Genomic DNA, 25,627 nt, shown 5'->3' on the forward strand with positions numbered 1-25,627 from the left:
CGGCCGCCACATCAGCCGGTACGCCGGCCGTACCCGATCAGCAGGTTGCGCGCATCGTCGGCGACGGCCACGTCGGCGACGACGTCGTAGCGGGCGGCCACGAGGGACCGGCCGGCCGGCAGGTCGCCTCGGCCGCGTGCGGTCCAGTACGCGGTCAGGCCGAAGACGGCGCCGAGCAGCGCGCCGAAGACCACCCCCGCCAGCAGCGCCGCCCACGGGCCCGCGGCCAGCAGGACAGGCAGGCTGGAGGGGAGGCCGAACCACGCGCCGAGCGCCGCGCCCACACCCGCCGCGCGAGGGGCGGTCATGCGGCCGAGAACATCGTCCTTCAGGCGCAGATTCTCCCCCACGATGCCGACCCGGTGCGCCGCAACGTCGTTGCCGGCCAGGAAGGCGACCGCCTCGCGGGCCTGCTCGTAGGTGTCGTAGGAGCCGACCACCGGCCGGTCGCCGGCCACGGACGGCGGCGCGACGACCGGAGCGGTTTCGATCACGACAGATGCCTCCTTTCCCGGTCAGTGGATTGAGGGTGCTTTCGGGCCGCATGCGGTTCACCGGTCTCCTGCATCCGGCCCGAGGATGCAACGGGCGGTGCCGGTCGTCGTGGTGACGTGCCGCGACAGCCCGATGTCGCGGCGGGAGCAGCGGCGCCGCCCGCCGGGTGAGCGGCCGGTCCACGCGTTGCGCCGGACCAGGCGGGATCGGGAGGCCGGCCGCTCCCGGCCATGCGCGATCGTGGGCCGGCACCCGCCCGGTTGGTCAGGCTTTGATGGCCTTGGTGTCGCCGCCGCGGCTGATCTCGACCTTGCGCGGCTTGGCGCGGTCGAGGACCGGGATGCGGACGGTGAGCACGCCGTTGGTGTAGCCGGCGTCGATCTTGTCGCTGTCGAGGTGCTCGGACAGGTAGACGCGGCGGGTGAAGGTGCCGGTGGGGCGCTCTCGGACGAACAGCCGCTCGTCCTCGGCGATCTCCTCCTCGCGGCGGGCGCTGACGCTGAGCACGCCGCGGTCGACGGTGACCTCGATGGACTCGGGGTCGATACCGGGCAGATCGAAGCGCAGGACCACGTCGTCCTTACGGCGCAGCCCGTCCATGGGCATGGCCGCGGCACCGGCGTCGAAGGCTTGCCGCGCCAGGCGGGTGAACTGGCGCTCGAATTCCTGGACGAACGGGTCGATCGAGGTCAACAGCATCGGAAAGCCTCCTCTGAGTGAGAGGTAACCTTCAATTCCAGTTGTATGTTACCTCGCGTTCCAGGAGATGCAAGCTCCATGGGCTCACGGGCAGGCCGGCCCGCGGAACCGCTCATCCGTGCAGGTCAGGCACCTTCTCCGGGACCGCGGCTGGGCCGTGTGGAGGCCACGCGTTCGAGCTTGGTCCACCCCGTCCAGCCTCGCTGCTCCAGCAGCTCGATCAGCTGACGCGCCGGCGGCACGGTGGCGAACGCCAGGGCGTCCATCAGCTTGACGAGCGGTGAGTCGATATCGGTGTCATCGACATAGTCCTCGCCCCGCTCGTCAGCCATCCGCGTGATGTAGTCGGCCAGCTTGTCGGCCAGCTCGACCAGCCGGGGGTCGTCGCCGGCTCGGTCGAGAGCCCGGCTCAGGCTGAGGTGGAAGTCGACGAACAAAGGGTCGGCGATCTGTTCCCGCTTGCGCGCCATCCACTCCGGGACCCGCTCGGGTGAGCGCGCGGCCAGCGGGATCCAGCCGTCGCGCTCGGCCCGGACGATGCGCTCGTCGACCCCGAGCGCCCGCAGCCGGTCGAGGTACTCGACCACCTCCGGGGGCAGCGCCAGGCTGTCCCCGGCGGCGAGCCGCGCGATCCGCTCGCGATGCCGCTGCCGCTCGCGGATCTCCGCCCGCAGCCGCCGGTCGATGTCCGCGATCGCCGCGGCGAACTCCTCCTCCCCCACGTGCAGCAGCTCCCGCACCCGCGCCAGCGGGACCCCGGCCTCGGCGAGGGTCCGGATCCTGATCAGCTCGACCACGGCGCCGGCGTCGTACCGGCGGTAGCCGGAGTGGTCCCGCTCCGGCTCCGGCAGCAGCCCCTTGGCGTGGTAGTGCCGCACCGCGCGCACCGTCACTCCGGCGTACGAGGCCAGTTCGCCGATGGTCAGCATCAGATCAGCCTTCCACGAGCTGCTTACGAGGTCACCAGGCCAGGCCCGGTGCGTTGCGGATGATGTCGGCGATCTCCGGGGCGTGGGTGAAGACCAGCTGGTGATCGGCCTCGAGCCAGGTGGTGGCGATGTGCGGATGCTCGCGGACGAGCCGCTCGACGCCGGCACGCCAGTTCTGGTTGAACCGCCGCGCGTGCCCGTCGCCACCGTCGCCGGCCATCGACGTCGACATGATCATGCTGATGGGCCGGTCGATCTTTCCGTACCGGTCGAGGATCTCGGACCGGACCACGTCGATCTCCAGGTTGAGGTCGAGAATCTGCTGGGCGGTGAGCAGCACCTGGCGGGCGGTGCCCCGCTCGGCCTCCTGCCGCGTGGCCAGCTCCTCCCACATGGCGCGGAACTCCGGCAGGACGGCTTCGGTGATGAACGGTTCGGGCACCGGGTTCGCCCCGTCGATGAGAACGAGCCCGGCGACGGCGTCAGGATGCTCGCTGGCATAGTGTACGGCCAGGTCGGCGCCCAAGGAGTAGCCCACCAGCACGGGCGCCGCGGGCAGGCCGCGGCCTGCCGGTCCCGCCATCACCGCGGCGAGATCGCCGAGGAAGTCCTCGAAGGAGTACCGCCCGGCAGCCGAGGCGAGGCCATGGCCCCGCAGGTCGAAGGTCACCACGTCATGGTCGCGCCGCAGCAGCTCGGCCAGCTCGCGCAGGTCCGCCTGCGTCGAGTTCAGCCCGGGGCACAGGACCAGCGGCCGTCCCCGACCGCCGCGGGACACCGGGATCGTGACGCCGTCGTGCTCGATCGTGAAGTGCCGCATCGTCCTGTCGCCTCTTTGCGCCCGGTCTCCCATAGCGTCGTGCTCGCCGTACGGCGTGGGCGATCCGGGGGCCTGGATGTCACTGGTTTCGTCGGTCATGCCACCATGCTGAAAGCTTGACCCTGCGTCAGGGTCAAGCGGCGTCGCGGACGCCATCAGGATGGCTGAACCTCGTCGAAGAGGGCGAGGGCGTCGGCGGGGTCCGGGCTCACGAGGCGTTCAAGACCGGCCGCCGTCATCTTCGCCCACCTGCCGGCCCGCGCCCACATGTGTTCCTCGAAGGCGCGGACGGCCTCGTCCGGATCGCCGGGGCCGCAGGCGGCGACGGACTCGGCGAGTTCGGCGCCTTCCAGCATCGCGAGGTTCGCGCCCACCCCCAGAGGGGGCATCAGGTGGGCGGCGTCGCCCAAGAGGGTCACCCCGGGGACGTGGGCCCAGGTGTGCGACACGGGCAGGACGTAGAGGGGGCGGACGACGAAGGCGGTGCCGTGGCGCAGGAGGCCGAGGACGGGAGCGGCCCAGCCGTCGAACAGGGCCAGCAGGCTTGATCGCACGGCCTCGACGTCGGCCAGATCCAGCCCCCGCCCCAGCCCCCGCCCCAGCCCCGGGTCCAGCCCCGCGTCCCGGCCGCCGTCCCGGCCCGGGGACAGGCCCGGGGACAGGGGCGCGCGGCGGTTCAGGCCCAGATGCCGCTCCAGGTCCGTGTGCCAGTCCAGCGGCGCGCGGAACTGGGCGTACACCTTGACGTGGCCGCCGCTGTTGCGCTGGGCGACGATGGCGCGGTTCACCCCGTACACGGCGACAGAACCGTCGCCGATCAGCCGGGCGAGGTCGGGATGGCGGGTGTCGACGTCGTCCAGGGAGCTCTCGACCAGGGTGACGCCGGTGTAGTGCGGCCTCACGGACGAGAGCGCCGGGCGGACCCGGGACCAGGCGCCGTCCGCGCCGACCACGAGGTCGAACGTCTCCTGCCGCCCGTCCGCGAAACGCACCAGCACGCCGTCCCGGGTCCCCGGCACCACCTCCGCGACGCCCCGCCCCCAACGGACGTCCAGGGGGCCGAGCAGCAGGTCACGGAGCTGCCCGCGGTCGATCTCGGGATTGGCCTGCTCGTCCGGACGGGGCCGCCAGTCGCGCAGCACGGTCCCGTCCACGTCCAGGATGCGCATGGCCTGCCCCTCGGGACGCGACAGCGCCCGGAACTCCGCCAGCAGCCCCGCCTTGTCCAGCGCGAGCTGGCCCAGCTTGTCGTGCAGGTCCAGCGTGCCGCCCGGGGGCCTGGCGTCCGGGCCGGGGTCGCGTTCGAGCACGGTGACGGGGCGATCGTGGCGGTGCAGGACGCGGGCGAAGGTGAGGCCGGCGGGGCCGCCACCCACCACGGCGATACGGTGACTCATGTCGATACACCGTATTGTGCCAATACAGTGTATTGCAACAGTACGATGTATCCATGACTGTGTGGGACCGGCCGGAGCCGCCGACTCGCCCCGCGCCGCTCGACCGGGAGCGAATCGTCGCGGCCGCCATCGCGCTGGCCGACGAGGGCGGGCTGGAGGCGGTGTCGCTGCGCAAGGTCGCCGCCCGGCTGGACGTCGGACCGATGCGGCTGTACGGATACATCTCCACCAAGGAGGAGCTGTTCGACCTCATGGTGGACGAGGTCCACACCGAGATCATCGCCGAGGAGCAGCCGGGCGACTGGCGGGAGGTGCTGCGCGTACGCGCCCACCGCACGAGGCGGGCCGCCCTCCGTCACGAATGGCTGGCCGACCTGCTCGGCGGCCGTCCGGCGCTGGGCCCGAACGCCCTCGCCGCGGGCGAGGCCGTGCTGGCCGCTCTCGACGGCCTCGCCGACATCGACACCGTCATGCGCGCCGTGGAGACCGTCAACGCCTACTTCACCGGCGCGATCAGGCGCGAGATCGCGAACCTGCGGGCCGAGCGTGCCACGGGCCTGTCCGTGCGCGAGTGGCAGCGCGCCTCCGGCCCGCACCTGAGCAGGATGCTGGCCACGGGCCGCTTCCCGACGGTGGCCAAGATGGTGCACGACGGCACGGAGGTGGACGCCGAGGAGTCCTTCGCGACCGGGCTGGACTGGGTCCTCGACGCCGTGGCCGCCAGACTCGCCCGGCCGCCGGCGTGACGCGCACGACCTCCCCGCCGGCATCCGGGGCACCGCATGACGGCGGACCGCGCACCCACCCGCCCGAAGCGGCGGCTGGGTGATCAGGCCTCTCCGGCCTTGCGCGCGAGTGCGGCCTCGCGTTGGAGTGAGATGTCCCGGAGAAGCGCCGTGTCCTGGTAGAACGAACGCTTCCTGGTGATCTTGCCGTTCGCCACGTCGACCAGTTCGAGAACGGTCATCCGCCACGGGTTGCCGTGGATGTCGGTGCCGCCGTTCGTGGCCACCACCACCACGCGAGTGGGACCGTCGGCGACGAGCTCCTCGATGCTGACGGCCTGGATGTCCAACCCGGTCAGCTCGTGCATGCGGTGCCGCGCCGGCCCGATGGCTGCTCCCCTGTGGACGCCGCTGGCGGGGTGGCCCCAGTTGAGCTCGATCTCCTGCTCGTCGGTCAGCTCTTCGATCGTTGCGAAGTCCGGGCTGCCGGGTACGCGCAGCACGGCTTCGTAGAAGCGGCGAACCACCTCCTTGTTCAGCTCGGGCTGCGTCGGGTTCTCACTCGGCATGGAAGGTCCCTTTCTTGTCGACGGTGCCCCGGAAATCGGTGTGGATACGGGCGCTTGGGGCCGGTTCGCCCGACGCGCGCCGGGGGGCTCTGAGACGTCCGGTCAGGTTTGCGGGTCCCCGAACCAGTCGGCCGCGGCGTGCCGGAACGCCTCGGGGTCGGGGTCGTGGCCGTCGGTCCAGGCGACGATGCCGTCGGGCCGGATCAGCAGCGCGCCGAAGCCGAGGTCGTCGCTCACCGGCCCGGACGCGTACCGGATGCGGCCTTTCCAGCTCGTCGCCGCGTCGTGCAGGCGCCGGCCGGTGGTGAAGTCGAGCGCGACGCCGTGTCCTTCGCGCAGCAGGTCGCCGAGGCGGGTGCCGTCGGCCAGACGGAAGTCCGGGGCGGTTCGGCCGGCGAGTGGCCGGTCGCTGCCCACGTCGTAGCGGTGGAACAGTCCTGAGGTGCTGCGGAAGACGTGGGTGGTCCCGTCGCGGGTGCCGAGCAGGTCGTGGACCAGCCGTCGCAGGGCCGGGGCGTTGGGGCCGGGGTTCATGGTCGCGACCTGAGCGCGTGACCAGTCGAGGATCGCCGCGCCGACGGGGTGGCGTTCGGCGGTGTAGGTGTCGAGCAGGCCGTCCGGTGCGGTGCCGTGGACGGTGGCGGCCAGTTTCCAGCCGAGGTTCATGGCGTCGCCGATGCCGAGGTTGAGCCCCTGGCCGCCGAGCGGGGAGTGGATGTGGGCGGCGTCGCCGGCGAGCAGGATGTGGCCGTCGCGGTAGGTCGTGGCCTGCATCGCGCGGTCGGTGAAGCTGGAGGCGAGATGGACCTCGGTGAGTGTCACGTCGGTGCCGGAGACCCGGCGCAGCACCGTCTGGAGGTGCTCGCGCGTCAGCGGCTGCGAGCGGTCGAAGGCGCCGCCGTCGAAGTCCATCATGCCCAGGTGCCCCTCGAAGGACGTGCGCAGGTACATGCCGGTCGGCGTCAGGTTGAAGCCCAGGTCCAGCTGCTGCGGGTCGGCGAAGGTGACGCGGGCGGCGTAGCCGGTGAACAGCGGTTCGGTGCCGACGAAGTCGAAGCCCGCCAGTTCGCGCACCGTGCTGCGCCCGCCGTCGCATCCCACGAGCCAGCGCGCCCGGTGGTCGCCCCCGCCGGCCCGTGCGACGACGGTGTCGCCGTCCTGGGTCACGGCCTCGACCGGCACGCCCCGCAGGATCCGCACGCCGAGCCCGGCCGCCCGCCCGGCCAGCACCGTCGCGACCGCGTCCAGGCTGGTCATGACGCCCTCCATCGCCGGGCCTGGCAGCCGGTACGGGAGGGCGGCGTCGATGCCGGCCGGGTCGAGCCGCATGCCCGCGAAGTGGCTCACGCCGCGAGGAGCCGGCGGCTCGTGCGCGCCGGGGTCGGCGCCGACCTGCCGCCCGTCGGCGCCCGAGGCTTTCAGCAGTTCTTCCAGCATCCCGCGGCGGTAGAACGTCTCGACCGATCCGGCGTTCAGGCCCCGCATTCCCAGCGGGAGCGCCTTCCACGGCGAGTCCTGCTCCTGGTCCCGCTCCAGCACCAGGACCGAGCAGCCGGCCAGCGCGAGCTCACCGGCAAGGAACAGGCCCACCGGGCCGGCCCCCGCGATCACCACGTCGTACACGTCGAATCCCCCTTCGCTCGAGACCGCCCGGCGAGATCCCGGGCGTTGTGGAGCACCGCTCCAAGAATGGAACAGTACTCCATGTTGGATCGATGCTCCAACGGATGCGAGAATGGCGGGCATGGCCACACGGACACGTCAATCACAGCGACGCAGGCAGGTGCTCACCCGGGAGCGCATCGTCGAGACCGCCGTCGAGCTGCTGGACACGGTGGGCAAGGACGCCCTGACGGTCCGGGCGCTGACCGGCCGCCTGGCCACCGGGTCCGGCGCGATCTACTGGCACATCGGCAACATGGACGAGCTGCTGGAGGCCGCGACCGACGCCGTCGTCGCCGACGCCCTGGCCACGCGGCCGACCCGGCCCGCCGGAGCGGGCTCGCCCCAGGACGAGATCCGCGCCGTCGCGCTCGGCCTGTTCGACGCGGTCACCGAGCACCCATGGCTCGCCGCCCAGCTCGCGGCGCAGCTCACCCGCAACCCCTGGGGGCCGGTGACCTTGCGCATCTTCGAGAACATCGGCCGGCCGGTCCGCACGCTGGGCGTGCCGCAGGGCGTCTGGTTCACCACGACCTCGACGCTGGTCCACTACATCCTCGGCGCCACCGCCCAGACCTCCCAGAGCACCGGAGTCCCCAGCTCCGAGGCGGAGCGCGCCGAGTTCCTCGGCACCGCGTCCAGGGCATGGCAAGATCTCGACCCCGACGACTACCCGTTCATGCGGGCCATCGCGGACCAGATGCGCGAGCACGACGACCGCGAACAGTTCCTCACCGGCATCGACCTCATCCTCACCGGCATCACCACCCTCCACCCGCCGGAGCCGGCTCGACGCTCAGGGGAAGGAGGGCTGTGAACCGGCCTTTCGCCCGCGCGACGGCCGAGCGCGGACCGTCGCCCGATCCGGGCAGGACGGCGGCGTGGTGGTGGCCCTGGTCAGGCCGTCACATGCGAGGCCATCACCAGCCGCCGCCGGTAGCCGATCCGCTCATAGACGGTGATGGCGGCCGCGTTCTCGTCGTCGACCATCAGCGCCGCCCGCCCGTACGCGGCCAGCAGCTCCCCCGTCACCCACCGGCACACCCGCTCGGCCAGCCCCCGCCCGCGAAAGCGCGCCCGGGTGGCGACCCCGGCCAGCAGCCCGACCGTGGGCGCCGACCAGGCCTCCGCCGCCACCGCCGCCAGTTCGCCCGCCACGTTCGCGCCCGCCCACCGGCTCACGCCGGGCAGGCCCGGCACCGCGTACGAATCGGGCGCCTCGGCCGCGAGCAGCGCCGCGACCTGCGCGTCGGCGTCCTTCGCCAGCCAGCCGACCTCGCCGGCCACAGCCGCAGGAGCGCGCTCCTGCGCGGCCCCGGACAGGCTCATCCAGGAGAACCGCCCGGCCGGCCGCACGCCCGGCAGCCGGGCCGCCACCTCGCGCACCAGCTCACGCTCCCCGAACGGCCGATATGACGGCCCCATCTCGGCCAGCACGTGACGTACGAGCGGCACCGCGCACGCGGCGTCGCCCCACATGCCCAGCCGGTCGCGCCGCGACACGCCGGGAGCGGCGGCCACCACCGCGCTGCCCCGGCCGGTCTCCAGCGTCCAGGCCCGCGCGCCGCCGCGCAGGCCCTGCGCCACCCAGACCAGCAGATCGTCGTCCCCGCACGCCGCCGCCACCTCGGCGGGGTCGAGCAACTCGCGGATCGTCACAAGATCGCGCCCGGCCGGTACGCCGCCGCCCCAGGATGCGCCGCCACCACGTCGGCCACCCGCCGCGTCACGGCCTCCACCTGGTCGGCCGCCGCCCCCGTGAACGACACCCGATCGGCCAGCAGCGCGTCCAGCCCCGCCCGGTCCAGCGGGAAGCGGGCGTCTCCGGCCAGCCGGTCCAGCAGCTCGTTGGCGGCGCCGCGCGAGCGCATCGCCAGCGCCGACGCCACCGCGTGCTCCTTGATCAGCTCGTGCGCCGTCTCCCGGCCGACACCGGCCCGCACGGCCGCCATCAGCATCTTCGTCGTCGCCAGGAACGGCAGATAGCGATCCAATTCCGCGGAGATCACCGCGGGGAAGGCGCCGAACTCCTCCAGCACCGTCAGCATCGTCTCCACCAGCCCGTCGAAGGCGAAGAACGCGTCCGGCAACGCCACCCGCCGCACCACCGAGCACGACACGTCGCCCTCGTTCCACTGGTCGCCCGCCAGCTCGCCGGTCATCGAGGCGTAGCCCCGCAGCACCACCGCCAGGCCGTTGACGCGCTCGCAGGAGCGGGTGTTCATCTTGTGCGGCATCGCCGACGAGCCGACCTGCCCCTCCTTGAACCCCTCGGTGACCAGCTCGTGCCCGGCCATCAGCCGGATCGTCCTGGCCAGCGACGAGGGCGCCGCCGCCAGTTGCACCAGCGCGCTGACCACCTCGTAGTCGAGCGAGCGCGGATAGACCTGGCCGACGCTGGTGAAGCGCCGCGTGAACCCGAGGTGGGCGGCCACCCGGCCCTCCAGCTCGGCCAGCTTCTCGCGGTCGCCGCCGAGCAGGTCCAGCATGTCCTGGGCGGTGCCCACCGGGCCCTTGATGCCGCGCAGCGGATAACGCTCGATCAGCTCCTCCAGCCGGCCGTAGGCGACCAGCAGCTCGTCGGCCGCCGAGGCGAACCGCTTGCCCAGCGTGGTCGCCTGCGCCGCCACGTTGTGGGAGCGGCCGGCCATCACCGTCGCCGCGTGCTCGCCCGCCAGCTCGGCCAGCCGCGCCAGCAGCGCCACCACCCGGTCGCGCACCAGCAGCAGGCTGTCGCGCACCTGCAACTGCTCGACGTTCTCGGTCAGGTCACGCGAGGTCATGCCCTTGTGCACCTGCTCGTGCCCGGCCAGCGCGTTGAACTCCTCGATGCGCGCCTTCACGTCGTGGCGCGTCACCCGCTCGCGAGCCGCGATCGAGTCGAGATCGACCTGCTCGACCACCTTCTCGTAGTCGCCGATCGCGCCCTCGGGCACCGCCACCCCCAGCTCGGCCTGCGCCCGCAGCACCGCCAGCCACAACCGCCGCTCCGCGACGACCTTGTGGTCGGGAGACCACAGCAGGGCCAGGTCCGGGGAGGCATAACGGGAGGCCAGGACATTCGGGATACGCGGCTTACGCGGCTTGGCGGTCACGTCGGACAAGTCTAAAGGTGCCGCCGGCCGAGGCCGCGCCGCCCCGTCACGCGCGCGACGCCGCGCCCGTCCGGATGGCGGCGACGACCTCGCTCGTGTCCAGGCAGGCGATGCCCATGCCGGTCATCTCGCGGTCGGCGTCGGCGGTCCAGCCGGACACCGCGTCGCGCACGGCGACGGTGCGCAGGTCGTGCTGGGTCGCATCGACGAGCGTGGAACGCGGGCAGTTCGGGTAGTTGCAGCCGGCCACGACGACCGTGCTCACCGCGCGTTCGGCGAGGTGCTCCAGCAGCCGGGTGCGGAAGAAGGCGCTCCAGCGGGGTTTGTACAGGATGTGCTCGTTCGGGCCGATCTGCTGCTCCGCGTTGCTGCCGTCGGGCAGGTACAGGCGCACGATGTGCACGACGGGCCGGCCCTCCCGGCGAAACACGTCCGCCAGGCGCCGGACCGCGGGCAGCACTTCGGTGGTGCCGGCGATGTCGGCGACGAAGTCGCGCTGCAGGTCAGGAGCTGCTGGGCACGGCGCAGGCGCAGCTGCAACAGGTAGCCATGCGGGGTGAGGCCGGTTTCGCGGCGGAAGGCGCGCAGCAGCTGGAATCGGGGCAGCCCCGCCACGCCCGCGAGCTCGTCCAGGCTCGGGGTGCGCTGAAGGTCCGCGGCCAGGTGACGCCGCACCTTCGCCACGGGCAGCGGTGGCGTCGCGACGATCGCGCGGCGTGTGTAGCGGGTGAGGATCTCGGTGCACAGCGCCTCGAACTCCTCCTGCGCGGCCAGGGAGCCCTGGTCCCGGCGGCGGTGCAGCCGGATCAGGCGGCCGGCCAGAGGCGGGTCGTACGGGGCCGGCACGGTGAAGGCGGGCCGGTGCCCGGCGAGCTCCGCCGGCAGCGCCGGCGGGAGGTAGAAGACCCGGTAGTCCCAGCCCTCGGCGATGCCGGGCCGGCCGGCATGGACGGTGTCGGCGTCGAGCAGGAGCAGGCTCTCCGCGGGCGCGTGTTCGGTGGCACCGCGGTGGCGCACAGCCTCCACCCCGCGCTCGATCGCCGCGACGGCGTACTCGCTGTGCGCGTGCGGAACGAAGCGATGAGTGCGGAACGAAGCGATGCGTACGGAAGGACGCCCTCACCAGTCGCATGTCGTCGCGGCCGTAGCGGTGCTCGACAACGTCCTGCATGTCTGCCTTTGTACCGGACGCCGCCGCGCGGAGGGCGGCTAGGGCATGCCCTCGTCATTGATCGGCGGGTCGTAGATGACGAGAAAGACGAGGTCCTCGGTGCCATCGTTGGTGACGCTGTGCTGGATGTGCGCGGGAACCTTGACGAAGGTGCCCGCCTTGACGTGCCGGCTCTGATCGCCGATCCGCACGCCACCGGTTCCGCTGAGGAAGTAGAAGGCGTGGTTGTAGGTGTGGTGATGCGGCGGGGACCCGCCACCCGGGCCGAACTTGGACAGCTGGGCATCGTACGCCGAGGTGTAGCGGGCGTCGACCACCCTGTCGCTGAGCCAGAACTCCTCGCCGAGGTCGGTCTTGTGCCAGACGATGTCCTCCGGCGCGACGACATAGGCGCCCTCGGTGTCGCCATCACTCATGGGAGATCCCCTCTCGGACAGGCGCGGAGCCGGATCGACCGCCCTCACTCCCGCATACCCACAGTGACCTCCCCAAGACCGTGAGCGACCGGACCGCCTCGGCACGAGGTGACGCCGGCAGTCCCCCCAATGCCGGTGCCCGCACGGCATCGCCGTACGGGCACCGGAAAGCGGGTCACGAGGTGGGCGTGAGCACCTTCGCCTCGTGCTTGGGCGGCGCGGCCGGCTTGCGCCGCATCCGCTCCTTGGCCCGCTCGACCATCGTGTACAGGGTCGGCACCAGCACCAGCGTCAGCAGCGTCGAGGAGATCAGCCCGCCGATCACCACGATCGCCAGCGGCTGCGAGATGAACCCGCCCGACCCGGTCACCCCGAGCGCCATCGGCGTCAGCGCGCAGATCGTGGCCACCGCCGTCATCAGGATCGGCCGCAACCTGCGCCGGCCGCCCTCGATGACCGCTTCCACCACGCCCATCCCCTGCTCCCGGTACTGGTTGATCAGGTCGATCAGCACGATCGCGTTCGTCACCACGATGCCGATCAGCATCAGCATGCCGATCAGCGCCGGCACGCCCATCGCCGTGCCGGTCCCCACCAGCAGCCCGATCGCGCCCGTGGCCGCGAACGGGATCGACACCAGCAGGATCAGCGGCTGCACGAAACTGCGGAACGTCGCCACCATGATCAGGAACACGATCGCGATCGCCGCCAGCATCGCCATCCCCAGGTCGGCGAACGCGTCGGCCTGGTCCGCCGACGCCCCGCCGATCTCGTAGGTGGCGCCCGACGGGAGCGTCAGCCCGTCCAGCTTGGTCGTCAGCTCCTGCGTCACGCTGCCCAGATCGCCCGCGTCGGCCGCCTTGGCCGACACGGTCGCCGAGCGCTCGCCGTCGATCCGCGTCACCTGCGTCGGCCCGGCCACCTGCCGCACGTCCGCCACCGACGACACCTTCACCAGCCCGGCCGCGGTCGGCAGCTTCAGGTCCTTGATGGCCTTGATGTCGTCCGGCGCGTCAGCGCCGCGCAGCACCAGGTCGCTGGCCCGGCCGTCCAGCGTGATCTGGCCCAGCGGCGCGCCCCGGAAGGCCTGCGCCACCGCCTGCCCCACCTGCGCCTCGCTCAGCCCCCGCGCGGCCGCCTTCTCCCGGTCCACCGCGACCTCGACCCGCGGCGCGCTGGCCTCCAGGTTCGACGACACGTCCCGCAGCCCGGTCACCTCGTCCATCGCGGCCTTGACCGTGTCGGTCGCCGTGCGCAGCGTCCCGGCGTCGGGCGCCTGCACGACCACGTCGATCGAGTCGGAGGAGAACCCGCCCCCGCCGGCGCCGCCCACCGTGACCTCGCCGACGCCCGACAACCCCTCGATCCGCTCGCGCAGCACCTGCTGCACCTGCTCGGGGTCGGAGTCCTCGGCGATCGTCACCGAGTACGACGCCCGGTCCGCGCCGCCGCCGACCGCGCCGCCCGACATGGCGTTGCCGCCGCCCACGTTCACCTGGTACGTCTCGACGCCCTCGACGTCCTTCAGGACGTCCTCCACCTTCTGGGCGGCCTCGTTGGTGGTGGCCAGGTCCGTGCCGACCGGCATCCGCTGCGACAGGGAGATCGTGTTCTGGCCCGAGGCGTCCAGGAAGTTCGTCTGCAGCCCGCCCGCCAGGCCCATCGTGGCGACGAACACCGCCACCCCGATCAGCACCGTCGTCAGCTTGAACCGGGTCGCGAAGCGCAGCACCGGCAGGTAGGCCCGCTGCAACGGCGAGCGAAGCTCCTTGGCCTCGGCCTCCTCACGCTGCTTGCGCGCCTGCTCCGGCGTCAGGTCCGGCGCCTTGAGGAACCAGAACGCCAGCACCGGCACCACCGTCAGCGACACCACCAGCGAGGCCAGCAGCGCCACCGCCACCGTCACCGCGAACGGGCTGAACAGCTCGCCCACCATGCCGCCCACGATCGCGATCGGCGCGAACACCGCCACAGTCGTCAACGTCGAGGCCGTCACCGCCCCCGACACCTCGCGCACCGCCGCCAGGATCGCCTGCAGCTTCGCCTCGCCGTAGCCGAGATGGCGCTTGATGTTCTCCAGCACCACGATCGAGTCGTCCACGACCCGGCCCACCGCGATCGTCAGCGCGCCCAGCGTCAGCATGTTCAGCGAGTAGTCGCCCGCCCACAACACGAGCAGCGCGATCACCACCGACAGCGGGATCGACACCGCCGTCACCAGCGTCGAGCGCACCGACAGCAGGAACACCAGGATGACCAGCACCGCGAACGCCAGCCCCAGCAGGCCCTCGGTGGTCAGGCTGCTGATCGACTCCTCCACGTACGGCGCCTGGTCGAACACCACCGACACCGCCCGGTCCGAACCGTCGCCGAGCGCCTTGGTCAGCTCCGGCAGCCTGTCGCGGATCTCGTGCGAGATCGACACCGCGTTCCCGTCGGGCATCATCGTCACCGACACGCCCAGGCTCGTCCTGCCGTCCGTACGGGTGATGGTCGCCGGGTCCTCGAGACCGCGGGTGATCGCCGCGACGTCGCCCAGCTTGACCGGCTTGAGCGGCTTCGGGGCGACCTGTCGCTGCGCCGCACCCGCCTGCCCCATCTGACCCGTCTGACCGGTCTGCCCCGGCCGGCCGGTCTGACCGGTCTGGCCCGTCTGGGGCCGCGCCTGCGCCTGGCCCGGCTGCTGCGCGGACGCCTGCGGCTGGGCCGGCGTCAGATACAGCGACTTCAGCTTGGCCACCGAGTCGACCCGTGCCCCCACCTGCACGGTCAGCGACTTGCCGCCGGAGGTCAGCGTGCCCGCCGGGATCGGCGTGCCGTTGGCCTTGAGCACCTCGGGAATCTGCGCGGCCGACACCCCGGCCGCCGCCATCTTCCCCGCGTCCGGCTCGATCGTCACGACCTCGTCACGGGTGCCCGTGACCGCCGCCTCCCGTACGCCCTCCACACCCTGCAGCTCCGGCACCACGATGCGGCGCAGCTTGTCGGCCATCGCCCGCTCGTCACCGCCGTCGCCCACCGCCAGCACCACGACCGGGATGTCGTCGGTGTTGCCCGCGACCACCTGCGGGTCCACCCCGTCGGGCAGCGCGGCCTTGCCGATCGCCTGCTGCATCTTGCTCAGCGCCGCATCGACGTCGGTGCCGTACTCGAAGGCCACCTGGATCTGCGCCAGGCCCTCCTTCGAGGTCGAGGTCATCTGCTCCATGCCGGCCAGCCCCTGGAAGGAGTCCTCGATCGGCTTGGTGACCTGATCCTCGACGATCTCGGGCGACGCGCCGGGATAGGGCGCCACCACGAACGCGCCCGGAAACGACAACGACGGCAGCAGCTGCTGTTTCAACTGCGGGATCGTGAACGCGCCGAACGCGCTGAGCACGAGCGCCACCAAGATCACCAAGCTGCGGTTGACCAGGCTCAACCGGGCGAATGCGGTCACAGGTGTCCCCCTCCAAGAGTTCGGCCCAGACTAACACTTCGCCTTGAACGAATATTTAGCCTCATCGAGGTTTCCTGATAACCTTCTCAGGAAGCGAGAGGTGAGCGTGAGCAGCGAACGCGAAGACCTGATCCACCGGATCACCCAAACCCAGCGAGGGCTGGGGCGACTGTTCGCCCAGCAGCCCAACCCCCTGTTCTCCTCCAACCTCACCATGCGCCAGCTCCACGTGGTCATGCTCCTGGCCATCAACGGCTCGGCCTCCGGCCAGGAGCTCGCCCACCACCTCGGCGTCGGCCTCGGCACCGTCACCGGCCTGGTCGACCGGCTCGTCGCCCACGGCCTGGTCACCCGCCACGAGGACCCCCACGACCGCCGCGTGCGCCGCGCCGAGCTCTCCCCCGCCGGCGCCGCCCTTGTCGAGGAGATCAACACGGCCGGGCTGGAGCACTACCGCCGCATCCTCGACCACCTCGACACCGAGATGCTGCGCTCGCTGGAGGAGATCACCCGCGCCATCCGGGCCGTTGCCGACAAGCTGTCCGGGGATGCTGACGAGCTATCCAGCAAATGATCGCCTTTACGTTGTAGATTCGTATGCGGAGGCACTGTCCAGGCGCGACAGGACCTCCGGCAGGTCGCCCTCGTGCACCACCGTCAGCCGCCGCGTGGCCCGCGTCACCGCCACGTACAGGTCCTGGCCGCCCATCGGCGACTGCGCCAGGATGCCCGCCGGATCCACCACCACGACCGCGTCGAACTCCAGCCCCTTGGCCTGCGTCACCGTCAGCGCCACCACCGGCGCGTCCAGGTCGCCCTGCGGGAACAGCGCCGCCACCTGCGCGTGCCGGGCGTCCGAGCACACCACGCCCACCCGGCCCTCGCCGATCGCGGCCGCCTCCTCCTGCACCAGCGCGCCCAGCTCCGCCACCGGCAGCCGCACCGCCCGCGGCGGCGCGCCGCCCTCGCGCACCGACTCCGGCGGCCGCTGCCCCGGCGCGAAGGCCCGCAGCACGTCCGCCGCCACCTCCATGATCTCCACCGGCGTGCGGTAGTTGACCAGCAGCCGCTCCTCGCGCCAGCGCCCCGCCAGGTACGGGTCCAGCACCTCGCCCCACGAGCGCGCCCCCGCCGCCGACCCCGTCTGCGCCAGGTCGCCCACCACCGTCAGCGACTTCGCCGGCACCCGCCGCATGATCATGCGCCAGGCCATCGGCGACAGCTCCTGCGCCTCGTCCACGATCACGTGCCCGTAGGCCCACGTGCGGTCCGCCACCGCCCGATCGGCCGTGGTCAGCTCCAGCCCCTCGTCGGCGTGCCGCCCGGCCAGCACGTCGGCCCGGTCGAAGATGCCCGCCTCGGCCACCCCGGTCGACTGCAGGACCTCCCGCGCGTACAACTCCTGCGAGGCCTGCTCCTGCGACTCCTCCCGCGCCGCCGCCCGGCGCGCCGAGTCGTCCTCGCCGAGCAGCTCGGCCGCCTCGTCCAGCAGGGGCACGTCACCGACCGTCCACGGCGCCCCGGCCGGGCGCAGCAGCTCCTGCCACTCCAGGCCCGACGGCGTCACCGACCACAACGTGTCGAATGACGACAGCAGCTCCGAGATCAGCCGCTGCGGCGTCAGCTCCGGCCACAATCCGTCCAGCGCCCGGCGCACCTCCGGCTCGTCCCACAGCCGCCGCGAGGCCAGATCCAGGTCCAGCTCGTCCAGGTCGCCCTCCAGATCCAGCGGCTCGGCCAGCTCCGGCTCGCCCTCGATGACCAGCTCCTCGATGTGCAGCGACTCCTCCAGGGCCCGCGCCTCGGCCTTGGCCAGCTCTTTCAGCATCTCGGTGACGTACAGCTTGCGCGCCATGTTGTGCGGCAGCCGCACCGCGCGCGCCCGGTCCCGCAGCTCCATGCACGTCTCGCGCGCGACCCGCAGCTTCAACCCGTCCAGCTCCACCACCAGATCGCCGTCCGGCACGCCCTGGCGCAGCTCCAGCGCGCGGGCCACCACCTCGGCCATCCGCACGTCCCCCTTGACCACCGCCGCCGCCGGGCTGTCGGTGCCCTCCGCCCGCACCCCCGGGAACATCTCCCCGACCGTGGTCATCACCACCTGCGTCTCCCCCAGCGCCGGCAGCACCTGGCTGATGTAGCGCAGGAACATCGGGTTGGGGCCGACCACCAGCACGCCGCGCCGCTCCAGCGTGTCGCGGTGGGTGTAGAGCAGGTACGCCGCCCGGTGCAGCGCCGCCACCGTCTTGCCGGTGCCCGGCCCGCCCTGCACCACCAGCGCCCCCTGCAGCGCGGAGCGGATGACCCGGTCCTGCTCGGTCTGGATGGTGGCCACCACGTCGCCCATCCGGCCCGTCCTGCCGCGCCGCAACGCCGCCAGCAGCGCCGCCTCCCCGACCAGGGTGCGCCGGTCGCCGTCGCTCATCCGCTCCAGGTCGAACACCTCGTCGTCGATGCCGACCACCAGGCGGTCCTTCAGGTGCAGGTGCCTGCGGCGCACCAGCCCGCCCGGATCGGTGGCCGTGGCCACGTAGAACGGCCGCGCGGCCGGGGCCCGCCAGTCGATCAGGACCGACTCGTGGTCGTCGTCACGCAGCCCGATCCGGCCGACGTACGTGCTGTGCCCGGAGCCGTCGTCGATCCGGCCGAAGCACAGGCCCCGCTCGACCGCGTTCAGCTGGGCCAGCCGCCTGGCCTGCTCCGAAGCCGTCACCTCGCGCTCGACCCGCGCCTGCCGGGTGCCGCCGCCCCTGGCGTACACCTCCCGCAGCGCCGCCTGCGCCCGCTCCCTGGCGACGTCGAGCCGGCCGTACAGCCACGACACATGGCGCTGCTCGCTGTCAAGGGCTTGCGCGAGACCATCTTGACGATTAGCCATTCGGTGGTATACTCCTAACAGGAGGCGTGTCGGATGCTTCTGCCGATGTGTAGCATTCGAGCTTAGCGCCGCGCGAGCGCGCGCGCAATCCCGCCCCCGCTCTTCCTCTTTCCTCGTGCTAGCTTGCCGACCATGTCTGACTATCTGCGGCAGCTGTTCTCCCTCGACGGCCGGCGCGCCCTGGTCACCGGCGGCAGCTCCGGCATCGGCTACACCATCGCCGAGGCGATCGGCCGCGCCGGAGCCCGCGTCGTGGTGGTGGCCCGCAGGAAGCCCGAGCTCGACCAGGCCGTCGAGCGGCTGCGCGGCCACGGCGTCGAGGCCTGCGCCATCAGCGCAGACCTCGGCGAGCGCGAGGACGTCCGCCGCGTCTGCGCCGAGGCCGGCGACATCGACATCCTCGTCAACGACGCCGCCAACAACATCCGCAAACCCATGGCCGAGCTCACCGAGGACGACTACGAGCGCACCATCGCCGTCAACCTCACCGCCCCCTACCTGCTCGGCCAGCACTACGGCCCCGCGATGGCCGCCCGCGGCTGGGGCCGCATCATCAACATCGGCTCCCAGCAGACCATCACCGCCTTCGGAGACAGCGGCGTGTACGGCGCCGCCAAGGCCGGCCTCGCCGGCCTGACCCGCTCCCAGGCCGAGGCGTGGTCGAGCGCCGGCGTGTGCGTCAACACGATCATCCCCGGCTTCGTGCTCACCCCCCTCACCGAGCCCGCCCAGGCCGTCCCCGGCCGCGTGGAAGCCCTCGCCGCCCGCCACATGACCGGCCGCAACGGCGTGCCCGCGGACTTCGCGGGCGCCGCGGTGTTCCTCGCCGGCGACGCCTGCGCCTTCGTCACCGGCCAGATGCTCTTCGTCGACGGCGGCTTCTCCGTCCACTAGCCCCCTTAGGCTCAGAGGCATGGGAGATCCCATCGAGATCGTGGACTACGACCTGGTCTGGCAGGTGGAGTTCGCCGCGATCGGGCAGGCGCTGCGCGCCGCGCTCGGTGACGACGCCCTTCGGGTCGATCACATCGGCTCGACCTCGGTGCCCGGCCTGGCCGCCAAGCCGGTCATCGACATCCAGATCTCGGTACGCTCGCTCGAACCGCTGGACGCCTACAAGGCTCCGCTGGAGCGGCTCGGCCTGGTGCACCGAGCGGACAACCCCGAGCTGACCAAGCGATACTTCCGCGAGTCCCCAGGAAGCCGCCGCACCCACATTCACGTGCGCGAGCATGGCAGCTTCTCCCAGCAGTTGCCCCTGCTGTTCCGCGACCACCTGCGCGCCCATCCCGCCGTCGCAGCCGAGTTCGCGCAGGTGAAGCGGCGATGGGCCCGGCAGTTCCGCGATGACCGGCAACGGTACGTCTCCGCCAAGGAGCCCTTCGTCTGGGACATCGTGCGGCGCGCCGACCTGTGGGCTCAGAGCATCGGCTGGCGACCGGGCCCGAGCGACGCCTGACCTCGTCACCGGCCGCCTACGGTGCCGTGGCCGGGGTCGCGCGGCGGCCGGGCGTGGCGTCGGCGGCCGAGCCCGGTGCCGGCGGTGCCGCTCAGTCCAGGACGAAGGCGCCGCCTGCCGCTGTCGCCAGGTCGGGCCCGAGGGCGGCCGCCGGGGTCCAGGCGCCGGGGCGGCCGGCGCCGCGGGCCAGCAGTTCGGTGACGGCGGCGGTGACGTCGGCCGTGAAGTCCATGCCGTCGCCGGCGCGGAGCCATCCCTCCCGCCGGGTGCCGTCCCCCCACTCCACGACGGCGTGCCCCCAGGAATGCCTGCGCGGCCGGGGTGCGGCCGTCATCGGGACCCGGCCGAGCCGCTCGACGGCGAGGCGTCGCAGCGCCGGGACGGACAGCAGGCGGCCCAGCGCCGGGAGCAGGGCGCGCACCAGCGGAGCGGCCGGCACGAGAGCGGAGGTCGCGGTGACGAACGGTGCTCCGCTCACCGCGTGCGCCGCGACGAGGTCGCCGGACGCGGCGCCTGCCGACCTCGCCGACTCCCCGTCCGGGAGGGCGAGTCGCCGCACGTCCGCGCCGAGGCGCGACGGCACCAGCCGCCCGTCGTCGTACCGCCGTCCGCCGGTGGTGAGCATGTCCACGATGCCGGTCGCGAAGGCGGCGCCGAGGACGCCCGCCTCGACGGCCACCGAGCCCACGGCGTCGACCCGTACCCGGTGCGGCGTGGGCCGTCCGTCGCACAGCTTCGCCACCACCGCCTCCGTCGCCAGCACGCCGAATCCGGCGCCGGTGACCAGGGTGCTGCCCGCCCGTACCGCTTCGTCGTGCAGGGCGAGCAGCCCCTCCACGGCGGCCACGTCGTTGGCCTGGTCGACGTAGTGGCCGCCGGGCATGCAGGCACGGGCGAGCACCGGTGCCGTGGCGGTGAAAGCGCCCATCGTGTTCACGACCACCCGCGGGCGCTGCCGTACGATCTCGTCCGCGATCCGCTCGGCCGAGTCGGCGACGACCACCTTCGCGTCCCCGGGCAGGCCGGCTTCGGCCCCGGCGGCGACCATCCGCTCCCGGCTGCGGCCGACCAGCGCGACCGCGAGCCCCCGCGCGGCCAGTCGCGCGGTCACGCCCCGGCCGATATGGCCGGTGGCCCCGATGATCCACACCTCGTCGTTCGCCCTGCTTCCGCCGGTCATGTGCACGTCACCCCGTCCGCTCCGCTCCGCACCGGGGGATGGGCGCCCCTCAGTGATAACACAGTGTGTCATGAGGGCAGGCTAGCACCGATGACACAGTGCGACATCACCTGCTACCGTCGACTCATGGCGAGATGGGATCCGGGCGCCGAGGAACGCCTGAAGCGGGCGGCGTTGGAGCTGTTCCTGGAGCGCGGCTACGACAACGTGACGGTGACCCATATCGCCGAGCGGGCCGGACTGACCCGGCGCTCCTACTTCCGCTACTTCCCCGACAAGCGCGAGGTCCTCTTCGGCGGCTCGGAACGTCTACCGCCGGCTCTGGCTGAGGCGGTCCTGGCGGCCGACCCGGACGCGGCTCCGCTCGCCGCCGTCCTCGACGCGCTGGCGCGCGTCGGCGCCGAGCTCGTCGAGCTCGTGGAGGGCGCGGCGGAGCGCCGGGCGGTGATCGACGCCACCCCCGAGTTGCAGGAGCGCGAACGGACCAAGACCGCCGCGATCACCGCCGCGATCCGCGACGCCCTGAGGCGACGTCAGGTGGACGCCGACCGGGCCGAGCTGGTCGCGCAGCTGGCCACGGTGGCCTTCCAGAACGCCTTCCGGCACTGGATCGAGGCCGAAGGGCGGGCGAGTTTCGGCAGCTGCCTGGACACGGTGACCGACGAGTTGCGAGCCGCCCTCGCCGGGACAGGAGAAGGACGCCCGCGCAGCGCGTGACCGATCACTTCAGGGCGCTCCGGCGGCGAGCCCGTCACCGTTGCGGTCAGGCGGCGGCCGCCGGGTCCACGTCCAGCACCGCCTTGCCCGCGACGCGCCGATCGAGCAGTGCCCGGGCGGCCTCGGCGACACGCTCCCACGACCCACGCCAGCCGACCTCTGGAGAGAGCCTTCCGGCGGCGCTGAACCCCAGGAGGGTGGCCAGGTCGGGGCCGAACTCGTGGACGTCGCCGAACGTGCTGATCGTCTTGGCCGGGCCGAGGGAGAACAGCGAGTGCGGCGCGAACACCGCCGGCTCGTCAGAGGCCCAGCCGATGCTCTGCACGTCACCGCCCGGGGCGAGGAGCTGCCAGGCCGCGGTCAGCTGTGGGCCGCCCACGAGGTCCAGGATCTGGAAAGGCACCGTCTTCCGTCGTTTCGGCAACCGCGCCGGATTGCTGCAGGCGCTGCTGGAGGAGAGGTCGCGCGAGCTACGCGACGGGATCACGAACGGACCCCCGCCGCTGGGGCCCGGAGCGCCCGTCCGGGAGCGGCTGCTCGCCTTCCTCGACGGGCTCGGCGCGATCGCCGAAGGCAACGCCGTCCTGCTGTCGGCGCACGAACAGGCCTGCGCCGAGGACAAGTACGACGATCCCAGCTACCGGTCCTGGCACCGCCACCTCGGCACGCTGTTCACCGAGGCGCGCCCCGACCTGGACGCGGACTTCCTGGCCCATGCCGTGCTCGCCGTCTTCGACGGCGACCTGATCCGACGTGTGACACCGCCCGACGACCCCCGCCGTTTCACCCGCTCGATCCAGCAGCTGGCCACGGCGCTGCTCGGTGGTGCCGGTCCTCCGACAGATCGTGATCAGTGATTCACACGTGCCGGTTCGTGCCCGGCCGGACGATCCCGCTCTCGTAGGCGAAGATCGCGATCTGTACGCGGTCCCGGAGCCCGAGCTTGCCCAGGATCCGCCCAACGTGGATCTTGACGGTTCCCTCGGTCACGCCGAGCACGGCGGCGATCTCGGCGTTGGAGTGACCTCTGGCGACCTCGCCCAGCACGCCGCGCTCGCGATCGGTGAGCCGCGCGAGCCGATCGCCGGACGCCGACCGGCCGGTCTCCGGGTCGGGCAGGTGGGCGGCGAAAGCGTCCAGCAGCCGGCGGGTGACCGCAGGAGAGATCACGCTGTCGCCGTCGGCGACCGCCCGGATGCCGCTGAACAGGTCGGCGGGCGGCACGTTCTTCAGCAGGAACCCGCCGGCCCCGGCGCGAAGCCCGGCGAAGACGTACTCGTCCAGGTTGAAGGTGGTGAGCAGGAGCACCCGTGCCGGCGAACGCTCCGCGACGATCCGGCGGGTGGCCTCGATGCCGTCCATGACCGGCATGCGCACGTCCATCAGCACCACGTCGGGGCGCAGTGCCCGGGTCATCGACACCGCCTGCGCGCCGTCGCCGGCCTCGCCGACCACCTCGAAATCGGCCTGGCTGTCGAGCGCCATGCGAAAGCCCAGCCGCAGCAGGGACTGGTCGTCCACCAGCAGCACCTTGACGGTCATGTCAGCCGCAGGCGGACGTGGACCCTCCAGCCCGCCTCGGCCAGGGGGCGGAAGTCGACCTGGCCGTGGTAGGCGGCGGCGCGCTCGGCCATGCCGGACAGACCGTGTCCCCGGCCGGGAAGCGCGGGGGCGGCTCGCCGGCCCCCGCCGTCGTCGGTGATCTCGATGTCCGCGCCGCCGGAGGCGAAGCGCAGGCGTACGCGGGCGGTGGCGCGCGGGCCGGCGTGTTTGAGGATGTTGGTCAGTCCTTCCTGCACGATGCGGTAGATGGTCAGGCCGGCGCCCTCGCCCAGTTCGGGGGGATCGCCCTCCCGGGTCAAGGTCAACGGAAGGCCCGCGGCGCGTACCTGCTCCACCAGCGTGTCCAGCTGGTCGAGATCGGGTTGCGGGGAGAGCTCGGCGGTGACCTCGCCGTCGCGGAGCACGCCGAGCAGGCGGTGCATCTCGCCCAGCGACCGCCGTCCCGTCGCGGCGATGGCCGACAAGGCCTCGGCGGCCCGCTGGGGGGAGGCGGGCGCGGCCAGGGCTCCGCCGTCGGCCAGCGCGACCATGACCGCGAGGTTGTGGGCGACCACGTCATGCATCTCCCGCGCGATGCGGACCCGCTCGGCCGACGCCGCCATCCGGACCTGCTGGTCGCGCTCGCGTTCCAGCTGCCGGGCCCGCTCGCGCAGCTGGGTCACGTGCGCCTGCCGCAGGCGCACCGTCACACCGAGCAGCCCGCCGGCCGCCAGGAACGCGGTGAGCGCGGCGAACTCCTCCCAGGTCACGCCGTTGACCGCCAGCGCGGTCACCCAGACGCCCTCGACGCCCACGGCGGCCGGCCACAGATGGTGCCACGGGCGGTGCCGGGCCAGCGTGTAGAGGGCGACCAGGACGACGACCACCGGATACACCACGCCGGGGGCGGCCACCGCCCAGATGAGCACGGCCGAGGCCAGGGCCGCCCAGAAGACGGTCACCGGCGCGCGCCTGCGCCACACCAGGAGCGCGTGCAGGACGACGAACTGCGGCCACCCCGCCACCACGCCGGCGGCGAGCCCGTCCACCACGGCGACCAGGGCCGCCCACAGGGCGTCCACGCCGCGTTCATGGCGGCAGACCGCGGCCCGGATCGCGTCCGCCTTCGCTCCGACGAACGTTGCCATCACCCCATCGGCGTGCGCGTGCTGTGCCCGTACCGTACCCGGACGCCCGTCAACGCGGCGAGGTAGATCACCGCCGCGACCGCGCCCGACACGGCGCGGAACCCGTCGCCGGTGACCACGCCCACCACCAGGACGACCACGACCGCCTGCGCGAGCCCGCAGCCCAGCACGAACGCCACCGCGCCGGCGCGCGCCACGGTCGGTCGGCGGGCGGCGGCCCACGCCGTCGCCGACACGGTGAGCAGGGCGTAGAGCACCGTCAGCGGCCACGGGGCCCGCACGACCGAGGTGAGGATCTCGGTCCCGAGGAACACCGCGGCGTACGTGCCCGCGCCGGCCGCGACACCCCGCCAGGAGAGGGCGGCCGCCGATCCCGTCGCCGGAGTCCGTGGCAGCCGCCCGGCCACCACCCACAGGATCACGGCCGCCGCGAGCACGGCCGCGAGGTGGACGGCGAAGGTCGCGGCGTCCTGCGCCCCGCGGTCCTCTCCCTCCAGCAGGAAGCGGGCCAGGGCCAGCCCCGCGGTGACGATCCCGAGAATCCAGGTCGCCGATGCGGGCAGCCACGGCCGCCCCGCCCATCGGGGGAACAGCAGCTCCACCACGAGCACGGGGGTGAGCATGGAGAACAGGCCGTGCCACGGCAGGATGTACGACGCCCACGGCACGCGGAGCCCCGCCACCAGGCCATAGTCCGCGTACGCCTCGTTGGCGGGGTCGAGGGGGTAGTACAGCGTCTCGGAGAACAGGCCCTCGTTGTAGAGCCCGTAGACGAAGCCCAGCAGGCACAGCCCGAGCAGGCCGTAGCGCCGCCGGACCGCCACCTCGCGCAGGACGAGGACCGGGAGCCCGTAGATGACGATCACGAACGGGAAGAACGTTTGCGGCTGGAGGAATGCGGTCGCCGGCATGGAGCCGCTGAAGACCTCCGCCAGCAGCGGCGCCAGGATCATCAACGCCAGGATCGGCTTCCAGCCGTCTCGTCGAGGTGTCACCTGATCGACGCTAGGGGGCGGCGACCGGCCGGACGACTGCCCTCGGTCGGATCCCGAACGGCGCTCGCGTATGTCTCAAGGCATACGCCATCCGCCACAGGGACGAGGAGCACAGCCCCGGATGCCCAGCTCTACATGCCTTGATCGCTAGCATGTTGAGATGACTGATCCGAAAATCGGTGGTTCAGTGGGCAAGCGGCAGCGAACGCCAGCAGGGTCGGGCGTTTCGGGGTGATGCGTGGTCAGTTGGCGGGTTCGACAGTGACGCTGTAGCCAAGGGCTTGGAGTCGG

25 protein-coding genes and 1 pseudogene are annotated in these 25,627 nt (G+C 72.4%); 7 read left to right on the forward strand and 19 right to left on the reverse strand.

All coding sequences use genetic code 11. The annotated features are described in order from the left end of the window. Window positions 1-11 precede the first annotated feature (11 nt). The 5 genes from FH608_RS42115 to FH608_RS42135 form a co-directional block, all read right to left on the reverse strand. Complete coding sequence (locus tag FH608_RS42115; protein ID WP_139636389.1) at window positions 12-494, reverse strand: general stress protein; 483 nt, start codon at window positions 492-494, stop codon at window positions 12-14. 265 nt (window positions 495-759) lie between these two features. Next, window positions 760-1,194, reverse strand: a complete 435-nt coding sequence (locus FH608_RS42120; protein ID WP_139636391.1) for an Hsp20/alpha crystallin family protein — start codon at window positions 1,192-1,194, stop codon at window positions 760-762. 125 nt (window positions 1,195-1,319) lie between these two features. Then, a complete protein-coding gene (locus tag FH608_RS42125) occupies window positions 1,320-2,123 on the reverse strand; it encodes a MerR family transcriptional regulator (protein ID WP_139636393.1) in 804 nt (267 codons plus the stop codon). Between the two features lie 31 nt (window positions 2,124-2,154). Continuing rightward, window positions 2,155-3,042: an alpha/beta fold hydrolase gene (locus FH608_RS42130; protein WP_139636395.1), complete on the reverse strand. Its 888-nt coding sequence runs from the start codon at window positions 3,040-3,042 to the stop codon at window positions 2,155-2,157. Window positions 3,043-3,098: 56 nt separating this feature from the next. Next, window positions 3,099-4,340, reverse strand: a complete 1,242-nt coding sequence (locus FH608_RS42135; RefSeq protein ID WP_139636396.1) for an FAD-dependent oxidoreductase — start codon at window positions 4,338-4,340, stop codon at window positions 3,099-3,101. Window positions 4,341-4,393: 53 nt separating this feature from the next. Between FH608_RS42135 and FH608_RS42140 the strand changes: the two genes are divergently transcribed. Next, complete coding sequence (locus FH608_RS42140; RefSeq protein WP_139636398.1) at window positions 4,394-5,086, forward strand: TetR/AcrR family transcriptional regulator; 693 nt, start codon at window positions 4,394-4,396, stop codon at window positions 5,084-5,086. Window positions 5,087-5,169: 83 nt separating this feature from the next. Here the strand turns inward: FH608_RS42140 and FH608_RS42145 are convergent, their stop codons facing one another. Both FH608_RS42145 and FH608_RS42150 read right to left on the reverse strand, forming a co-directional pair. After that, window positions 5,170-5,634 (reverse strand): nuclear transport factor 2 family protein, encoded by a 465-nt coding sequence (locus tag FH608_RS42145; RefSeq protein ID WP_139636400.1) that lies wholly within the window; start codon window positions 5,632-5,634, stop codon window positions 5,170-5,172. A 102-nt stretch (window positions 5,635-5,736) separates the two neighbouring features. Then, window positions 5,737-7,257 (reverse strand): FAD-dependent oxidoreductase, encoded by a 1,521-nt coding sequence (locus tag FH608_RS42150; RefSeq protein WP_139636402.1) that lies wholly within the window; start codon window positions 7,255-7,257, stop codon window positions 5,737-5,739. A 121-nt stretch (window positions 7,258-7,378) separates the two neighbouring features. Between FH608_RS42150 and FH608_RS42155 the strand changes: the two genes are divergently transcribed. Then, window positions 7,379-8,113: a TetR/AcrR family transcriptional regulator gene (locus FH608_RS42155; protein ID WP_139636404.1), complete on the forward strand. Its 735-nt coding sequence runs from the start codon at window positions 7,379-7,381 to the stop codon at window positions 8,111-8,113. Window positions 8,114-8,193: 80 nt separating this feature from the next. On the opposite strand, the gene FH608_RS42160 is transcribed toward FH608_RS42155, so the two are convergent. From FH608_RS42160 to FH608_RS42180, 6 genes and pseudogenes are all read right to left on the reverse strand, one after another. Next, window positions 8,194-8,955, reverse strand: coding sequence for a GNAT family N-acetyltransferase (locus tag FH608_RS42160; RefSeq protein WP_139636406.1), 762 nt, complete (start codon window positions 8,953-8,955; stop codon window positions 8,194-8,196). Further along, a complete protein-coding gene (purB, locus tag FH608_RS42165; RefSeq protein ID WP_139636408.1) occupies window positions 8,952-10,391 on the reverse strand; it encodes an adenylosuccinate lyase in 1,440 nt (479 codons plus the stop codon). Before purB ends, FH608_RS42160 begins: the two co-directional genes overlap by 4 nt. A 46-nt stretch (window positions 10,392-10,437) precedes the next feature. Beyond that, the gene (locus tag FH608_RS54565; RefSeq protein WP_226900386.1) at window positions 10,438-11,136 is read right to left on the reverse strand and encodes a cysteine hydrolase family protein; all 699 of its coding nucleotides are present in this window, start codon (window positions 11,134-11,136) and stop codon (window positions 10,438-10,440) included. Between the two features lie 11 nt (window positions 11,137-11,147). Continuing rightward, window positions 11,148-11,417: pseudogene (locus tag FH608_RS54570) on the reverse strand (AraC family ligand binding domain-containing protein); the annotation flags it as partial. A 183-nt stretch (window positions 11,418-11,600) separates the two neighbouring features. Further along, entirely contained in the window at window positions 11,601-11,978 is a 378-nt protein-coding gene (locus FH608_RS42175) for a cupin domain-containing protein (protein WP_139636410.1), read from the reverse strand. Between the two features lie 175 nt (window positions 11,979-12,153). Further along, the gene (locus FH608_RS42180; protein ID WP_139636412.1) at window positions 12,154-15,417 is read right to left on the reverse strand and encodes an efflux RND transporter permease subunit; all 3,264 of its coding nucleotides are present in this window, start codon (window positions 15,415-15,417) and stop codon (window positions 12,154-12,156) included. A 100-nt stretch (window positions 15,418-15,517) separates the two neighbouring features. Between FH608_RS42180 and FH608_RS42185 the strand changes: the two genes are divergently transcribed. Then, the gene (locus FH608_RS42185) at window positions 15,518-15,991 is read left to right on the forward strand and encodes a MarR family winged helix-turn-helix transcriptional regulator (RefSeq protein ID WP_226900387.1); all 474 of its coding nucleotides are present in this window, start codon (window positions 15,518-15,520) and stop codon (window positions 15,989-15,991) included. 6 nt (window positions 15,992-15,997) lie between these two features. On the opposite strand, the gene FH608_RS42190 is transcribed toward FH608_RS42185, so the two are convergent. Next, window positions 15,998-18,295, reverse strand: a complete 2,298-nt coding sequence (locus tag FH608_RS42190) for a HelD family protein (protein WP_139636414.1) — start codon at window positions 18,293-18,295, stop codon at window positions 15,998-16,000. A 132-nt stretch (window positions 18,296-18,427) separates the two neighbouring features. On the opposite strand from FH608_RS42190, the gene FH608_RS42195 reads away from it, so the two are divergent. Then, complete coding sequence (locus tag FH608_RS42195; RefSeq protein ID WP_139636416.1) at window positions 18,428-19,189, forward strand: SDR family NAD(P)-dependent oxidoreductase; 762 nt, start codon at window positions 18,428-18,430, stop codon at window positions 19,187-19,189. A gap of 19 nt (window positions 19,190-19,208) precedes the next feature. Then, window positions 19,209-19,754, forward strand: a complete 546-nt coding sequence (locus tag FH608_RS42200; RefSeq protein WP_139636418.1) for a GrpB family protein — start codon at window positions 19,209-19,211, stop codon at window positions 19,752-19,754. Between the two features lie 91 nt (window positions 19,755-19,845). Here FH608_RS42200 and FH608_RS42205 read toward each other — a convergent pair whose 3' ends face one another. Beyond that, window positions 19,846-20,934: a saccharopine dehydrogenase NADP-binding domain-containing protein gene (locus FH608_RS42205; RefSeq protein ID WP_139636420.1), complete on the reverse strand. Its 1,089-nt coding sequence runs from the start codon at window positions 20,932-20,934 to the stop codon at window positions 19,846-19,848. Between the two features lie 126 nt (window positions 20,935-21,060). On the opposite strand from FH608_RS42205, the gene FH608_RS42210 reads away from it, so the two are divergent. Beyond that, window positions 21,061-21,651: a TetR/AcrR family transcriptional regulator gene (locus tag FH608_RS42210; RefSeq protein WP_139636422.1), complete on the forward strand. Its 591-nt coding sequence runs from the start codon at window positions 21,061-21,063 to the stop codon at window positions 21,649-21,651. A 46-nt stretch (window positions 21,652-21,697) separates the two neighbouring features. On the opposite strand, the gene FH608_RS42215 is transcribed toward FH608_RS42210, so the two are convergent. Then, window positions 21,698-22,054, reverse strand: coding sequence for a zinc-binding dehydrogenase (locus tag FH608_RS42215; RefSeq protein ID WP_226900388.1), 357 nt, complete (start codon window positions 22,052-22,054; stop codon window positions 21,698-21,700). Between the two features lie 31 nt (window positions 22,055-22,085). Here FH608_RS42215 and FH608_RS42220 point away from each other — a divergent pair, with 31 nt between their 5' ends. Continuing rightward, window positions 22,086-22,508, forward strand: coding sequence for a hypothetical protein (locus FH608_RS42220; RefSeq protein WP_226900389.1), 423 nt, complete (start codon window positions 22,086-22,088; stop codon window positions 22,506-22,508). 1 nt (window position 22,509) lies between these two features. On the opposite strand, the gene FH608_RS42225 is transcribed toward FH608_RS42220, so the two are convergent. The 3 genes from FH608_RS42225 to FH608_RS42235 are packed head-to-tail and all read right to left on the reverse strand — an operon-like array spanning window position 22,510 to window position 25,336. After that, on the reverse strand, window positions 22,510-23,193 hold the full coding sequence (locus tag FH608_RS42225; protein ID WP_139636424.1) for a response regulator: 684 nt from the start codon (window positions 23,191-23,193) through the stop codon (window positions 22,510-22,512). After that, window positions 23,190-24,341 (reverse strand): sensor histidine kinase, encoded by a 1,152-nt coding sequence (locus FH608_RS42230; protein ID WP_139636425.1) that lies wholly within the window; start codon window positions 24,339-24,341, stop codon window positions 23,190-23,192. The genes FH608_RS42225 and FH608_RS42230 overlap by 4 nt, the downstream gene beginning before the upstream one ends. Then, window positions 24,341-25,336: a hypothetical protein gene (locus FH608_RS42235; protein WP_139636427.1), complete on the reverse strand. Its 996-nt coding sequence runs from the start codon at window positions 25,334-25,336 to the stop codon at window positions 24,341-24,343. The genes FH608_RS42230 and FH608_RS42235 overlap by 1 nt, the downstream gene beginning before the upstream one ends. Window positions 25,337-25,627: the final 291 nt, after the last annotated feature.

This window comes from Nonomuraea phyllanthi, from assembly GCF_006334985.2.
Lineage (GTDB): Bacteria > Actinomycetota > Actinomycetes > Streptosporangiales > Streptosporangiaceae > Nonomuraea > Nonomuraea phyllanthi.

Coding starts and splice junctions, on each gene's coding strand:
- FH608_RS42195 (WP_139636416.1), top strand. CDS start 18,428: ATGTCTGACTATCTGCGGCAGCTGTTCTCCCTCGACGGCCGGCGCGCC.
- FH608_RS42130 (WP_139636395.1), bottom strand. CDS start 3,042: ATGACCGACGAAACCAGTGACATCCAGGCCCCCGGATCGCCCACGCCG.
- FH608_RS42120 (WP_139636391.1), bottom strand. CDS start 1,194: ATGCTGTTGACCTCGATCGACCCGTTCGTCCAGGAATTCGAGCGCCAG.
- FH608_RS42205 (WP_139636420.1), bottom strand. CDS start 20,934: ATGACCGGCGGAAGCAGGGCGAACGACGAGGTGTGGATCATCGGGGCC.
- FH608_RS42140 (WP_139636398.1), top strand. CDS start 4,394: ATGACTGTGTGGGACCGGCCGGAGCCGCCGACTCGCCCCGCGCCGCTC.
- FH608_RS42210 (WP_139636422.1), top strand. CDS start 21,061: ATGGCGAGATGGGATCCGGGCGCCGAGGAACGCCTGAAGCGGGCGGCG.
- FH608_RS42200 (WP_139636418.1), top strand. CDS start 19,209: ATGGGAGATCCCATCGAGATCGTGGACTACGACCTGGTCTGGCAGGTG.
- FH608_RS42190 (WP_139636414.1), bottom strand. CDS start 18,295: ATGGCTAATCGTCAAGATGGTCTCGCGCAAGCCCTTGACAGCGAGCAG.
- FH608_RS42225 (WP_139636424.1), bottom strand. CDS start 23,193: ATGACCGTCAAGGTGCTGCTGGTGGACGACCAGTCCCTGCTGCGGCTG.
- FH608_RS42145 (WP_139636400.1), bottom strand. CDS start 5,634: ATGCCGAGTGAGAACCCGACGCAGCCCGAGCTGAACAAGGAGGTGGTT.
- FH608_RS42155 (WP_139636404.1), top strand. CDS start 7,379: ATGGCCACACGGACACGTCAATCACAGCGACGCAGGCAGGTGCTCACC.
- FH608_RS42135 (WP_139636396.1), bottom strand. CDS start 4,340: ATGAGTCACCGTATCGCCGTGGTGGGTGGCGGCCCCGCCGGCCTCACC.
- FH608_RS42230 (WP_139636425.1), bottom strand. CDS start 24,341: ATGGCAACGTTCGTCGGAGCGAAGGCGGACGCGATCCGGGCCGCGGTC.
- FH608_RS42125 (WP_139636393.1), bottom strand. CDS start 2,123: ATGCTGACCATCGGCGAACTGGCCTCGTACGCCGGAGTGACGGTGCGC.
- FH608_RS42175 (WP_139636410.1), bottom strand. CDS start 11,978: ATGAGTGATGGCGACACCGAGGGCGCCTATGTCGTCGCGCCGGAGGAC.